This is a genomic window from Mycolicibacter arupensis (genome assembly GCF_002086515.1).
Classification (GTDB): Bacteria; Actinomycetota; Actinomycetes; order Mycobacteriales; family Mycobacteriaceae; genus Mycobacterium; species Mycobacterium arupense.
In genome coordinates this window covers 17,506-30,959 of the sequence record NZ_MVHH01000019.1, presented here as the reverse complement: position 1 = coordinate 30,959, position 13,454 = coordinate 17,506, and the positions used below count along the sequence as shown (strand labels likewise).

The 13,454-nt window shown below is 65.8% G+C and carries 13 protein-coding genes; 3 read left to right on the top strand and 10 right to left on the bottom strand.

The genetic code is table 11. The annotated features are described in order from the left end of the window. Positions 1 to 3 precede the first annotated feature (3 nt). The 9 genes from BST15_RS11135 to BST15_RS11095 all read right to left on the bottom strand — a co-directional run bounded on the left by BST15_RS11135 (position 4) and on the right by BST15_RS11095 (position 8,843). On the bottom strand, positions 4 to 1,191 hold the full coding sequence (locus BST15_RS11135; RefSeq protein WP_046188402.1) for an MCE family protein: 1,188 nt from the start codon (positions 1,189 to 1,191) through the stop codon (positions 4 to 6). Next, on the bottom strand, positions 1,188 to 2,522 hold the full coding sequence (locus tag BST15_RS11130; protein WP_024442233.1) for an MCE family protein: 1,335 nt from the start codon (positions 2,520 to 2,522) through the stop codon (positions 1,188 to 1,190). The genes BST15_RS11135 and BST15_RS11130 overlap by 4 nt, the downstream gene beginning before the upstream one ends. Continuing rightward, the gene (locus BST15_RS11125; protein ID WP_024442232.1) at positions 2,519 to 3,577 is read right to left on the bottom strand and encodes an MCE family protein; all 1,059 of its coding nucleotides are present in this window, start codon (positions 3,575 to 3,577) and stop codon (positions 2,519 to 2,521) included. Before BST15_RS11125 ends, BST15_RS11130 begins: the two co-directional genes overlap by 4 nt. Then, entirely contained in the window at positions 3,564 to 4,601 is a 1,038-nt protein-coding gene (locus tag BST15_RS11120; RefSeq protein WP_046188401.1) for a virulence factor Mce family protein, read from the bottom strand. Before BST15_RS11120 ends, BST15_RS11125 begins: the two co-directional genes overlap by 14 nt. Then, a complete protein-coding gene (locus BST15_RS11115; RefSeq protein ID WP_046188400.1) occupies positions 4,601 to 5,773 on the bottom strand; it encodes an MCE family protein in 1,173 nt (390 codons plus the stop codon). Before BST15_RS11115 ends, BST15_RS11120 begins: the two co-directional genes overlap by 1 nt. Before the next feature lie 41 nt (positions 5,774 to 5,814). Next, positions 5,815 to 6,657 carry an MlaE family ABC transporter permease gene (locus tag BST15_RS11110; RefSeq protein WP_046188399.1) on the bottom strand — a complete coding sequence of 281 codons (843 nt, stop codon included), beginning with the start codon at positions 6,655 to 6,657 and terminating at the stop codon, positions 5,815 to 5,817. Then, positions 6,654 to 7,418: an MlaE family ABC transporter permease gene (locus BST15_RS11105; RefSeq protein ID WP_046188434.1), complete on the bottom strand. Its 765-nt coding sequence runs from the start codon at positions 7,416 to 7,418 to the stop codon at positions 6,654 to 6,656. The genes BST15_RS11110 and BST15_RS11105 overlap by 4 nt, the downstream gene beginning before the upstream one ends. A 236-nt stretch (positions 7,419 to 7,654) precedes the next feature. Beyond that, the gene (locus BST15_RS11100; protein WP_046188398.1) at positions 7,655 to 8,566 is read right to left on the bottom strand and encodes a 3-oxoacyl-ACP reductase; all 912 of its coding nucleotides are present in this window, start codon (positions 8,564 to 8,566) and stop codon (positions 7,655 to 7,657) included. Between the two features lie 82 nt (positions 8,567 to 8,648). Further along, entirely contained in the window at positions 8,649 to 8,843 is a 195-nt protein-coding gene (locus BST15_RS11095) for a ferredoxin (protein WP_046188397.1), read from the bottom strand. 191 nt (positions 8,844 to 9,034) lie between these two features. On the opposite strand from BST15_RS11095, the gene BST15_RS11090 reads away from it, so the two are divergent. Further along, the gene (locus BST15_RS11090; RefSeq protein ID WP_046188396.1) at positions 9,035 to 10,213 is read left to right on the top strand and encodes an acyl-CoA dehydrogenase family protein; all 1,179 of its coding nucleotides are present in this window, start codon (positions 9,035 to 9,037) and stop codon (positions 10,211 to 10,213) included. A 35-nt stretch (positions 10,214 to 10,248) separates the two neighbouring features. Next, on the top strand, positions 10,249 to 11,346 hold the full coding sequence (locus BST15_RS11085) for an acyl-CoA dehydrogenase family protein (protein ID WP_046188395.1): 1,098 nt from the start codon (positions 10,249 to 10,251) through the stop codon (positions 11,344 to 11,346). Positions 11,347 to 11,365: 19 nt separating this feature from the next. Here BST15_RS11085 and BST15_RS11080 read toward each other — a convergent pair whose 3' ends face one another. Further along, positions 11,366 to 11,884, bottom strand: coding sequence for a nuclear transport factor 2 family protein (locus BST15_RS11080; RefSeq protein WP_409366525.1), 519 nt, complete (start codon positions 11,882 to 11,884; stop codon positions 11,366 to 11,368). Between the two features lie 29 nt (positions 11,885 to 11,913). On the opposite strand from BST15_RS11080, the gene fadD17 reads away from it, so the two are divergent. Beyond that, positions 11,914 to 13,431, top strand: coding sequence for a long-chain-fatty-acid--CoA ligase FadD17 (fadD17, locus tag BST15_RS11075; protein ID WP_046188394.1), 1,518 nt, complete (start codon positions 11,914 to 11,916; stop codon positions 13,429 to 13,431). Positions 13,432 to 13,454: the final 23 nt, after the last annotated feature.

Below are 13,454 nucleotides of genomic sequence, written 5' to 3'. Positions count from 1 at the left end.
AGGTCATTCCTCATAGTGGGCAGCCGTGCCGGGCGGGATCTTGAACGGGTCGGCGGCCTGCCCGGACAGGTTGGCCATCTCGCCGATCAAGAAATCGGGTGGATTGAGGATGTCGTGCATGTGCGGCATGTTCGGATCGAACCCGCCGGTGGTGAACACCGTCTCGCCGAATCGCCGCAGGGTCATATCGAAGATGACATAGACGTTGAGGAAGTCGCCGCGCACCGCGTTGCGCAGATACATCGACGGGAACGGGAACGTCGGAATGAACGGGAATGCTGTCACCAATTCGTTGGCATTGTCGGCGAACGCCTTGACGATCGGGTACAGGTCCTTGACGTCGGCCGCGAAGTCTTCCTTGGCCTCGCTCATGATTCGCGATCCGACCACGGCCAGCCGTTGCAGCGCACCGAACGCGTCGACGATGTTGCTGCGGTTGTCGTTGAGAACCTGCAACGCCGCCGGCATGGTGTCCAGCGCACGAGCCAGGCTGGGGGCGCTGCGAGCCAGCGTCGCCCCGACCCGGTTGAGGCCCTCGGCGGCCGCGATGATGTCGCGTGCCTGGTGGTCCAGCGACGTCGTGAGTTCGGCCAGTCGTGGCACCAGCTCGGCGAACGTACCGGCTCGACCGGCCACCGCGGCGTAGGCCTCTTCGGTGATGTCCTGCACCGCACCGAGATTGCCCTGGTTGACCACCACACCCAGCGACGACAGCACCTCTTCGGTGCTCGGGTAGCGCCCGGTCCGGCTCAGCGGTATCTCGTCCCCGGGGTCGAGGCGGCCCACCGGCGGCTGATCTGTCGGCTCGGCCAGCTCAATGTGCTGGGAACCCAACAGGGACGTTTGCGCGACCTTGGCGATGGCGTTGGACGGCAGCTGAACGTCGCCGTCCAAGGACAGCTTCACGGCGGCGTAGAAACTGCCGTCGGGCTGCTGCACGGCCCGGATACCCGAGACGCTTCCGACCGTGACGTCGTCGACCATCACCGGCGAGTTCTGCGGCAGCGTGGTCACGTCCGGCAGTTGCACTGTGACGGTGTATGAGCCCTTTCCGTGGCCCGCGGTTCCCGGCATGTTCAGTGAGTTCAGCCCACCGAACTGACAACCCGACAGCACCAACATTCCGGCACCGAGCAAGGCACTTCGCCGCCCGCCGCGCCGCAACGCACCGGCAAGAGACTTCACGCTCATCCGCCCTCCCGTGGTGCACCGGCCCCGGGCTGAGCCGGCCCGGTCGGGCCTGGCGGGGTACCCAGTTGCCCCGGCAGCGGCGGCGGCATGAACAGCGCGGCGACGTCATCGGTGCTCGGCGGCGTGACACCCGGTGCGGGCAACCATTTTAGGTACGGAAGCGGCGTCTGCGCTTTCGCCTCGGTGGCCGGAGTGTCGTAGATGATCTGACCCTTGTATGCGGTGATCGAGTTGATCGGGTGGAACAGGAACGGGACGAAGTTCATCGCCCAGCGGCGCATGACCGGCCCCATCCGCTCTTTACAGATCTCGGCCCGCTTGAAGTTGTCCGGGACCGAGCCGACATCGAAAACACCGCCACAGATGAACTGGACCGGGTTGGCAAAGTCCGGCAGCGACAGCAGGCCGGCCAGCGAGCCCTGGGCCGGGTTGTAGATGTTGTAGAAGTTGACTAGGCCGTGGGGCGTGATGTGCAAAACCTGCTCGAAGTTGTCACTCTGATCCGAGAGTGTCTTGGCGAACTGCGACAGCTTGTCGACCTGCGCGATCAACGCGTCGTTGTTGTTGTGCAGGAAGCCGCGAACGTCGCGCAACGCCTGGCTGAGGGTGCCCAGTGTGACGTCCAGGTCGACCGAACTCTCGGCCAGCACCCCGGACACCGCTGCGACGTGGTCGGTGAACTGCACGATCTGCTCGTTGCTGCCCGATAGTGCCTCGATCAGGACCTGCAGGTTCTTGACGGTGCCGAAGAGGTCGGTGCGCGAGTCACCGAGACGTCCGGTGGTGGTGGACAGTTCCCGCAGTGCGTTGCGGAACGAGTCGCCGTTGCCGTCGAAGGTGTCCGCGGCCTGGTTGACGAACGTACTCAGCGCGCCGTTGAGCTTGCCCTGCTCGGGGCCCAACTGAGCGCTGAGCTGAGTCAGCTCCTGCTTGACCTCGTCCCACTCGACCGGGACCGCGGTGCGATCTTCACCCAGTACGGCCCCGTCGGCGAGCTTTTCACCCTCGGTGTAGGCCGGGGCCAGTTGAACGACTCGTGCCGAGACGATATTCGGCGCCATCAGCAACGCATGAACATCGGCCGGCAACGGCACATCCTTGTTCACCGACATGGTGATCTTGACGTTCTCGGCACGCGGCTCGATGGACTCAATACGGCCGACCGGGACTCCGACCACCCGGACGTCATCGCCCGGGTAGAGGCCCACCGCGGAGGCGAAGTAGCCGGTGATGCGGTAGCTGCGCTGCGCGGGCAGCACCACGTAGGCCGCGGCGGCCAGAAGTACGGCCAGTACCCCGGCGAGGACGATCCGTGAAGTTCGGCGTGTCATGGTGACTTCGGCCTTATGACAGTGCGGTCGGAGATCATGCCGCGCAGGTAATCGGCCAGGCTGTCGGGCAGCTTGCCGGGCTGGAAGAACATGTCGAGCAACACCTCCGACATGGTGGGCGGCGGCAGGCCGTACAGGTTGATCTGGAAGCCCGGGCCCGAGGACACCACCTCGCCGAGGGTGGTGGCGTATCCGGGCAAGCGGTCCAACGCTCCGACTATCCGGTCCTCGCGCTCGATCAAGTTGTCCAGCACCAGATTGAGCTTCTTGAGGGTCGGACCGATCTCCTTTTCGTTATCGGTCACGAAACCGGAAAGCTGTTGCGATACATCATCGATACCACCAATTAGGGCGCCGAGGGCCTGGCGGCGCTCGTCCAGCGCCGCGAACAGCTGGTTGCCGTCGAGCACCAGCTGGTTGACCTGGCCGGCACGCTGATTGAGCACGCCGGTCACCACCTTGGCGTGCGACAACAATTGCCCCAAGGCCTCGTCACGGCGGTTGATGCTGCGCGACAGCGCGGCCACCCCATCCAGCGCCCCACGCAGCTGCGGCGTTGCCTCGCGCATGGAGTCGGTGAGTACCTGGAGTGCCTCTTCGAAGCGCGGCTTGTCCAGATCGCGCACATTGCCGCCGAGGTCCTGCAGGGCGTTGTTGAGCGTGTAGGGAGCACGGGTGCGTTCGAGCGGAATCGCGGTAACGGAGCCGGCACCGGCGGGGGTGACCGACAGCGCCTTCTCGCCCAGCACGGTGTCAGTACGGATGGCGGCCAATGACTGATCCCCCACCCGGACCTTGCGGTCCACAGTGAAGTCCACCTTGGCGCTGGCCCCGGCCAGCGACACCGACTTGACCTTGCCCACTCGGATGCCAGACACCGTCACGTCATTGCCGGCGATGATGCCGCCGGCATCGGCGAAGTAGGCGTGATAGTTCTTGCCCTGCGGCCAGAACGGCAGGCTGGTGTAGCCGAAGGACACCATCACCAGGAACGTCACCAGTGCGATGCCCAGAAGACCCGTGCGAACCGGGTTTACGCCGTCACTCTTTGACAGGAGAGCACCTCCCCTTGCTGGTGTCGTTCTGGCCGCCCATGGGCAGGATGATGTCACTGCCCGCGGGGCCGTTGAACTTCATCGCGACGGTGCAGTAGTTGATGTTGAAGAACGAGCCGTAGGCGCCCAACGCGTTCAGGCGCAGGTAGTTCTCCTCCAACGGGTCGATGACGTCGTTAAGCTCTTGCTTGCGCTTGTCCAGCACGGTGGCCAGTGGCCGCGCGTTCTCGAGCACGCCCTGCAGCGGCCGTCGAGTGCGGCGCAGGGTATCGGTCAGGTCGTTCTCGACCGAGGCCAGCGGTCCGATGGCGCCCGCGATCGCGTCCTTGCCCTGGGCCAGCCCGGTGATCAGCTGCTGAAGGCGATCCACGGTGGCGTCGAACTGTTCGCTCTTCTCGTCGACGGTGCCCAGTACCGTGTTCAGATTGTTGATCACGTCGCCGATCAGCTGGTCACGGGAGGCCAGCGTGGTGGTGAACGAGCTGGTGCTCGCCAGCATCTGCGTCAGGGCGCCGCCCTGACCCTGCAGCAACTCGATGAGCGCATTGCTGATCTCGTTGATCTTTCCGCCGTCCAGGCCCTTGAGCAGCGGGCGCATACCGCCGAGCAGCGCATCCAGGTCCAGGGCCGGCTGGGTGTGGTCTTGAGCGATGGTGCCGCCCGGCGGCAGCTTGCCCATATCGCCGGCACCCGAGGCGATCTCAAGATACCGGTCGCCAACCAAGTTTTCGTAGCGGATCAGGGCACGGGTCGAATCGTAGAGCTGGTAGCGCTTGTCCAGATCGAAGGTGACCCGGACGGTGTTGTCCGGGGTCAGCTCGACACGCTTGACCGTGCCCACCGGGATGCCGGCGATCCGCACATCCTGGCCGCCCTTGAGCCGGGACGCGGTGGCGAAATCGGCGTGGTAGGTGTTGTTCGAGGTGAATCGGAACTCGCCGAACACCACCACCAGGCCGGCCGAGACCAGCAGCATGGCCAGCGAGAAGACCGCGACCTTGATCAGGGTGCCGCGCGACGACATCAGTATTCATCCCGTTCCGCGAAGGCCCCGTTGAAGAGGAACTGCGCTGTGGAGGGGGCGTCGAACTGGACCTCAGTGTTGGGCTGGAACGGGATGTAGGCGCTGTCGGTCACCAGGAACGGCGACCGGAACCAGGAACCTCCGTACTGCTTGCTCGGCAGATCGGGCAATCCGCGGCAGTTCGGCCCGCCGGTCGCGTTGGCCACCGGCAGGCTCTCCGGGTAGGTGTAGGCCGGTGCGCCCGGGATGAAGCTGGACTGCACATACAGGGCCGGCTTGGTGCCACCCAGCGACGGGCCGAAACGCTCCAGGGCCTTTTCGATGCCCTTGAGGAGGCAACCGAACTCCGGCGAGTACTCGGCCAGCAGGCTGCTCATGGCGCGGAAGCGCTGGACCCCGGCGATGAAATCGTCAGCGGCCGGGGCGAAGGTGTCGTAGCCGTTGTTGGCCAATCCGGTCGTCGCCAGCAACGCCTTGTTCAGGTTCTCCCGCTGATCGACCAAGGTCTTACTGATCGCGGGGACGTTGTCGAAGGTCGTGGCTAGGTCCGGGGCGGCATCGCCGTAGATGTTGCCGACTATCGCGGTCTTGGCGAAGCCCGTCTGCAACTGGGGCAGTTTCGGATTGAACTTGCCCAGGTAGCTGTTCAGCCCGGACAGCAGCGCGCCCAGGTTGTCCCCGTTGCCCCGCAGACCTTCGGCCAGCGCGCTGACGGAGCCGTTGAGCTGCACCGGGTCGATCTTGTCCAGCACATCGGTCAGCTTCTGAAACAGGGTGTTGACCTCGAGCTGCACCGCGGTCGCCGGAACGTTCGCACCGTTGCGCAGCGCCGCGCCGGACGGCACCGGCGGCGGAATGAACTCCACCGATTTGGCCCCGAAGATGGTGTTGCCGGCGATGTGCACCGCGGCGTTGGACGGGATCTGATGCATGGCGGAGCTGTCGATCGCCAGCGACAGCTTGGCCTGATCGCCCTGATAGGCGATCGACTTCACCTTGCCGACCTGGATGCCGCGATACTTGACCTTGGCGTCTTGTTCCATCACCAGGCCGGCCCGCGGCGAGGTGACGGTGACCTTGTCGGTGGAACTGAAGACCGACACGTAAGACATATAGGTGAAGACGGTGGCGGCAAGCAGGATCGCACCGAGGATTGCCGCAGCAAGCCTCACCTGGGTACGAGACGATCCCGTTTGCACGTGTATATCCCCTGCTAGCCCGAAAGATTGAAGTTACCGGACCCGCCGTACACGGCGAGTGAAACGAACAGCGTGATGACCACGACGACCACCAGCGAGGTACGCACGGCCTGACCGACAGCGATACCCACCCCGACGGGCCCGCCGGCAGCGTTGAAGCCGTAATTGGTGTGCACCAGCATCACCGCGACCGACATGATGATGGCCTGCAGGAATGACCACAGCAGGTCGGTGGGGATCAGGAACGTGTCGAAGTAGTGGTCATACAGGCCTGGCGACTGGGCGTTGATGAACACCGTGGTGGACCGCGCAGCAAAGAACGCGGCCAGCACCGACAGTGAATACAGCGGGATGATCGCGATCAGTCCGGCCACCAGGCGAGTGGACACCAGGTAGGAAATGGCGTGCACGGCCATCGATTCGACGGCGTCGATCTCCTCGGCGACCCGCATGGCGCCCAGCTGGGCGGTGGTGCCGGCGCCGATCGTGGCAGCCAGTGCGATACCGGCCACCACGGGTGCGACGATCCGCACGTTGAGGAAGGCGGACAGGAAGCCGGTCAACGCCTCGATACCGATATTGCCCAGCGAGGAGAAGCCCTGGACCGCGATCACTCCGCCGGAGGCCAGGGTGAGGAAGGTCGCCACTCCGACGGTGCCGCCGATGATGGCCAGCGCGCCGGTGCCCATGGTGATCTCGGCGATCAGCCGGATGGTCTCCTTGCGGTACCGGGTCAGCGCGTTGGGGACGTAGCGGATCGATTCGGCGTAGAACAGTGCCTGCTCACCGAAGTTGTCGACGGCCTTGGGCACGCCGCGGAACAAGCGCCGGAAACGCAACGTGGCGTCGTAACTCATTTGACCAACACCCGGACGCTGATCGCGGTCATGACCACGTTGATGACGAACAGACAAATAAAGGCGTAGACAACGGTTTCGTTGACAGCGTTGCCCACGCCCTGAGGTCCGCCCTTGGCGGTGAGCCCGCGGTAACAGCCGATCAGGCCGGCGGCGGTACCGAACAGCAGCGCCTTGATCTCGGCCATCACCAGTTCACCGAGCCCGGTGAGCACGGTGAGCCCGTTGATGAAGGCGCCGGGGTTGACGCCCTGCAGGAAGACGGAGAACACGTAGCCGCCCACCAGGCCGATCGCGCACACCAGGCCGTTGAGCATCAGTGCCACGAAGGTCGACGCCAGGGCCCGGGGCACCACCAACCGCTGGATCGGGTCGATGCCGAGCACGCGCATGGCGTCGATCTCTTCGCGAATGGTTCGCGCCCCCAGATCCGCACAGATCGCGGTCGCGCCGGCGCCGGCCACCACGAGCACGGTGACCACCGGGCCCAGCTGGGTGATGGTGCCGAACGCCGTTCCGGCGCCGGACAAGTCGGCGGCGCCGATCTCGCGCAGCAGGATGTTGAGGGTGAACGCCACCAGCACGGTGAACGGGATCGCCACCAGCACCGTCGGCAGCAGCGAGACGCGCGCGATCATCCAGGTCTGGTCGAGGAACTCGCGCCCCTGGAACGGCCGGCGGAACATGGCCCGAAACGTCTCCAGCGACATCTCGACGAAACCGCCCACGGCCCGAGCCGGAACCGTGAGCTGTTCGATCAAGGCGTGTCCTTCCCTCAGGTCAGGATTCCGGGGTGTGTGGTCGCAAAACTGTATCCGCCAACCTCCGAGAGCCGACGTCATTCGCGTAATTCGATCGTCGACCAACGTGAGCTGGACCATACTAACTAGAACGCGTTCGCAGTGTCAAAGAACATGTTTACACCGATTCCACAGCTATTTTGCCTGGTCATGAGCCAGTGTGACCCACGCCTCGCTGTAACACGTTCTAGTTGCGATTAAGCCCCGGCCATCAACTCTGAGGCGGAGAAGGTCCGGGCCGGGTCGCGCCCGGCGAAGTAATTTGCCAGCGTGTCCGACAGTCCCGCCGGGTCCCACGCCTGTCCGTCGGCGCTGAACTTGCGTTCCACGGTGGGCGCAGCCATCAGCGTCACCTCGGGTCCGTAGACGACGAACACCTGACCGCTCACCGCCGCCGAGGCCGGTGAGGCCAGGAACCGGACGAGTGTCACGACGTGCTCAGGCGACAACGGGTCGACGTCCCCGGAATCAGCATCGGGAGCGGCGCCGAACACCTCAGCGGTCATCGCGGTACGGGCCCGCGGGCAGATCGCGTTGGCGGTGACGCCGTAGCGACTCAGCGCCCGGCTCGCCGAGAGCGTCAGTGCGGTGATGCCCGCCTTGGCCGCGCCGTAGTTGGCCTGGCCGACCGGGCCCATCAGTCCAGCCTCCGAGGAGGTGTTGACGATGCGGCCGTAGATGCCGGCGTCGGACTCCTTGGACTTCTGCCGCCAGTAGGCCGCCGCGTTGCGGGTCAGCAGGAAGTGCCCCCGCAGGTGTACCGCGATCACCGCGTCGAAGTCCTCGTCGGACATGTTGAACAGCATCCGGTCACGGGTGATACCGGCGTTGTTCACCACGATGTTGAGCCCGCCCAGGCCGTCGGCGGTGCTGATGAGCTCGTCGGCGGTGGACCGCTGGCTGATGTCGCCGGCCACCGGCACACCCTTGCCGCCTGCCGCGGCGATCTCGTCGATGACGTCAGAGGATTCCAGCGCCGGAGCGATGTCGTTGACGACGACAGTGGCTCCGGACCGGGCCAGCCCGATCGCCTCCGCACGTCCCAGACCGGCGGCCGCGCCGGTCACCACTGCGACCTTGCCGGTCAGATCGATCGCGTTGTCAGTCATCTACGCCGCTCCTTATATCTCGCCGGCGTACCTCGTGGTCGTCGGCGGTTATGAATACCTCTAGTCGTTGCCCGGGGCGGGCTTAGTCCTCGACGCGGCGCAACGCGGCGCGCGGGCACTCAGCGATGGCCTGCTCGGCGTGAGCTTCCCGGTCGGCCGGGACGGGGGCGAGTTTGACCTCTGCCTGCTCGTCGTCGTTCAGATCGAACAGGTCGGGGTCGATTCCGACGCAAATCGCGTTGCCCTCGCACCGATCCAGATCTACCTCAACTCGCATGACATCTCCTGTAAAAGCCCTGCGCCGACCGAGCTTTTCCGGCCGTCGTCGTCCACTAGTGTCACCATACGATCCGACAGCTTGCCCGCACGACCCGCTAGGGCCGTTGGACCCCGGGACTAGAACGTGTTACAACGGGCTGTCGAACCGAATCTTATCGTGACACCGATCACCCGCGAAGGACTCCCCCGATGCAGATCAGCTATACGCCGGCCCAAGAAGAGCTGCGCAGCGAACTGAGGTCCTACTTCACCACGCTGATGACGCCGGAGCGCCGCGAGGCCCTGAGCTCGACGCAGGGTGAGTACGGCACCGGCAACGTCTACCGCGAGACCGTGGCCCAGATGGGCAAGGACGGTTGGCTGACCCTGAGCTGGCCCACGGAGTACGGCGGCCAGGCGCGTTCTCCGATGGAGCAGCTGATCTTCACCGACGAGGCCGCCATCGCCGGCGCCCCGGTGCCGTTCCTGACCATCAACAGCGTGGCCCCGACCATCATGGCGTTCGGCACCGAAGAGCAGAAGAAGTTCTTCCTGCCCAAGATCGCCGCCGGCGAGCTGCACTTCGCGATCGGCTATTCCGAGCCGGGCGCCGGCACGGACCTGGCCTCGCTGCGCACCACCGCGGTGCGTGACGGCGACGAGTACGTGATCAACGGCCAGAAGATGTGGACGTCGTTGATCGCCTACGCCGATTACGTGTGGCTGGCCGCGCGGACCAACCCGGAGGCCAAGAAGCACCGCGGCATCTCGATGCTGATCGTGCCGACCACGGCCGAGGGCTTCTCCTGGACCCCGGTGCACACCATGGCCGGTCCGGACACCAGCGCCACCTACTACCAGGACGTGCGAGTGCCGGTCACCAGCCTGGTCGGCGAAGAGCATGCCGGCTGGAAGCTGGTGACCAACCAGCTCAACCACGAGCGGGTTGCCCTGGTCTCGGCGCAGCCGATCCTGGTGGCCCTCGAAGAGGTCCGCGAGTGGGCGCAGAACACCAAGGACGCCCAAGGCAACCGGATCATCGATTCGCAGTGGGTGCAGCTCAACCTGGCCAAGGTGTTGGCCAAGGCTGAGGTCCTCAAGCTGATCAACTGGGAGCTGGCCTCCACCGATAAGGCAGCCCCGTCCCCGGCGGACGCCTCGGCGGCAAAGGTTTTCGGTACCGAACTGGCGACCGAGGCCTACCGACTGCTGATGGAGGTGCTCGGCACCGCGGCCACCGTGCGCCAGGACTCCCCCGGCGCGCTGCTGCGCGGCCGGGTGGAGCGGATGCACCGGGCGTGCTTGATCCTCACCTTCGGCGGCGGCACCAACGAGGTGCAGCGCGACATCATCGGCATGGTTGCCCTGGGCCTGCCCCGTAACCGCTGACCTGACGACCCCAAAGACTTTGGAGGCAAGTACTCATGGACTTCACCACTACCGAAGCATCTGACGACCTTTCGGGCCTGGTCGGCACCATCGTGGACGCGGTGTGCACGCCCGATCACCAGCGTGAGCTGGACGGGCTGCCGGAGCGCTTCGACACCGAGCTGTGGCGCAAGCTGATCGACGCCGACGTGGTGTCCAGCGCGGCGAACGAGTCGCTGGGCGGCGGCGGGTTCGGCGTGCTGGAGCAGACCGCGATCCTGACCGCGCTGGGTCGCCAGTTGGCCGCGGTGCCCTACCTGGAGTCGGTGGTGCTGGCCGCCGAGACGCTGGCCAAGTTCGGCTCGGCCGATCTGCAGCAGGCCTGGGGTGCCCCGGCCGTCGCCGGCGACAAGATCCTCACCGTGGCCCTCGACGGCGACATGGGCGAAGGCCCGGTCCGGGCGGCCGCCGCCGGTGACGGGTATCGCCTCACCGGCACCCGCACCCAGGTCGGTTTCGCCTCCGTCGCCGATGCCTTCCTGGTGGCGACCGAAACCGATTCCGGCCCAGCGGTCTTCTTGGTGGCCGCGTCCGACCCTGGCGTCACGGTGACCGCACTGGCCACCACGGGCCGGGGCAGCGTCGGCCACCTGGAGCTGTCAGGGACCGATCTTGCGGCGGACCGCCTCGTGGGCGGCGCTGAGGTGCTCGACCACCTGATCAGCGTGGCAGCGCTGGGCCACAGCGCCTACCAGCTGGGCGTGCTCGAGCGCGGCCTGGCCCTGACCGCCCAGTACGCCCGTGAGCGCGAGCAGTTCGACAAGCCGATCGGAAGCTTCCAGGCGGTGTCGCAGCGGTTGGCCGACGGCTACATCGATGTCAAGGGACTGCGGCTCACGCTGACCCAGGCGGCGTGGCGAGTCAGCGAAGGCCTGCCCGCCACCACCCAGGTGGCCACCGCCGCGTTCTGGGCGGCCGAGGCCGGCCACCGGGTGGCCCACAGCATCGTCCACATTCACGGCGGAGTGGGCATCGACATCGACCACCCGATCCACCGATACTTCCTGGCCGCCAAGCAAACCGAGTTCGCGCTTGGCGGCGCCACCGGAGCGTTGCTGACGATCGGCCGCGAACTGGCCGACACGCCCGCATAGTGGGCTGCGTAGGAAAGTTCTAGCGGTTCAGCGCATCCCCGAAGGTCACCTTGAAACCTGGCAGATCCGTCAGGGCCACGGTGGCGTCGTAGGTCCGGTCGTAGCCGGTGTGGCTGAACTTCCAGCCGTCGGCGGTGCGGCAGTACGTGTCGTGGTAGAAACCTGCCCCGATCAGCATCAGGTTGACGTCGGGAACGATCACCCGATCCTGCAGGTACCAGATGCCCGTTGCGGTGTCCGGGCCCGTGAGGGTGATCTCGGGATGGTTCACCCGGTGCTCGGTGATGACGTTGCCGGGAAGGGAGTTCCGCATGAACTCGACCAGCTCCGCACGGCCGGTGAACGTGTGCTTGTTGCCCATCGACTGGCCGTAGGCGGCAGTGACGTCGTCGGACAGGGTGGCTTCGAAGTCGTCCCAGTGTTTGGTGTCCAAGGCCCGCATGTAGCGGTACTTGACCTGTTTGATGGCATCGACGTCGGCGATGTGTTTCAGGGCTGCTATGGCGTCTACGGCGTTCAAGGCCTGCGAATCAGTCACCGCTCTATTCCAACACTAATCTGATCACCATGTCAGCACCCGCCGAAATCGACGAACCTTCCACCGTCACAGCACTGCTGAGCCGCCTGGCCGAGGTAGACGACCGCGGCGTCTTCTACGAGGACACCTTTGTCAGCTGGCGAGATCACCTCGCTGCCGGCGCCCGTTTGGGGGCCGCGCTGCAGGCTCGGATCGATCCGGCAAAGCCGCCACATGTCGGTGTGCTGCTGGGCAATACACCGTTCTTCTCGACCATGCTGGTGGCGGCGGCACTGACCGGCATCGTGCCGGTGGGCCTGAATCCCACCCGCCGGGGCGCCGCCCTGGAGCGCGACGTGGCGCACGCGGATTGCCAACTGGTGCTGGCCGACAACACTGCCGACGTCTCGGTTCCGGGCATGATCGATGTCGAATCACCCTCGTGGCAATCGGAATTGGCCGGTGTTGCCGACACCCCGGTGAGCTTCCGGCAGGCCGACCCCGACGAGCTGTTCATGCTGATCTTCACCTCGGGCACCAGCGGTGACCCGAAGGCGGTGCGCTGCACCCAGTGGAAGGCGGCATTCCCCGGGGTGATGCTCTCGCAACGATTCGGACTGGGGGCCGCCGACGTCTGCTATCTGTCGATGCCGCTGTTCCACTCCAACGCGGTGATGGCGGGCTGGTCGGTGGCGGTGGCCGCCGGTGCGTCAATCGCGTTGCGCCGCAAATTTTCCGCCTCTGGATTCATTCCCGATGTGCGCCGATTCGGGGCGACCTACGCCAACTACGTGGGCAAACCGCTGTCGTATGTGCTGGCCACGCCGGCGCAGCCCGACGATGCCGACAACCCGTTACGACTGCTCTACGGCAACGAGGGCGCCCCACGAGACCTGGAGCGCTTCGCGACCCGGTTCGGGTGCACCGTGATCGACGCCTTCGGCTCGACCGAGGGCGGGGTCGCGATCGGGCGCACCCCGGACACTCCGCCCGGGGCGCTGGGGCCGCTGACCGACGGCAACACCATCATCGATGTCGAGACGGGTGAAGAGTGCCTGCCGGGCGTGGTCGGCGAGCTGGTGAACGCCAGTGGCCGCGGCCAGTTTCGGGGTTACTACCGCGATCCCGAGGCCGAGGCGCAGCGGATGGCCGGGGGGATGTATCACTCCGGCGACCTGGCCTACCGCGACGAGGCCGGCTACGCCTACTTCGCCGGCCGGCTCGGCGACTGGATGCGGGTGGACGGGGAGAACCTCGGTACCGCACCGATCGAGCGGATCCTGCTGCGCCACAACGCCGTCGCTCAGGTCGCGGTCTATCCGGTCCCGGACCCCGCGGTGGGCGATCAGGTGATGGCCGCGCTGGTGCTGGCCCGGGGAACGTCGTTCGACGCCGACGACTTCCGCGCTTTCCTGGCTGAGCAGCCCGATCTGGGACCCAAGCAGTGGCCGTCTTATGTGCGGGTGGCCGGGGAGTTGCCGCGCACCGAGACGTTCAAAGTGCTCAAGCGGGTGCTGTCCGCCGAGGGCACCGAGTGCACCGATCCGGTGTATCGGATCTCCCGATAGCCGCTCGTCCCAGCTCCTGCCGG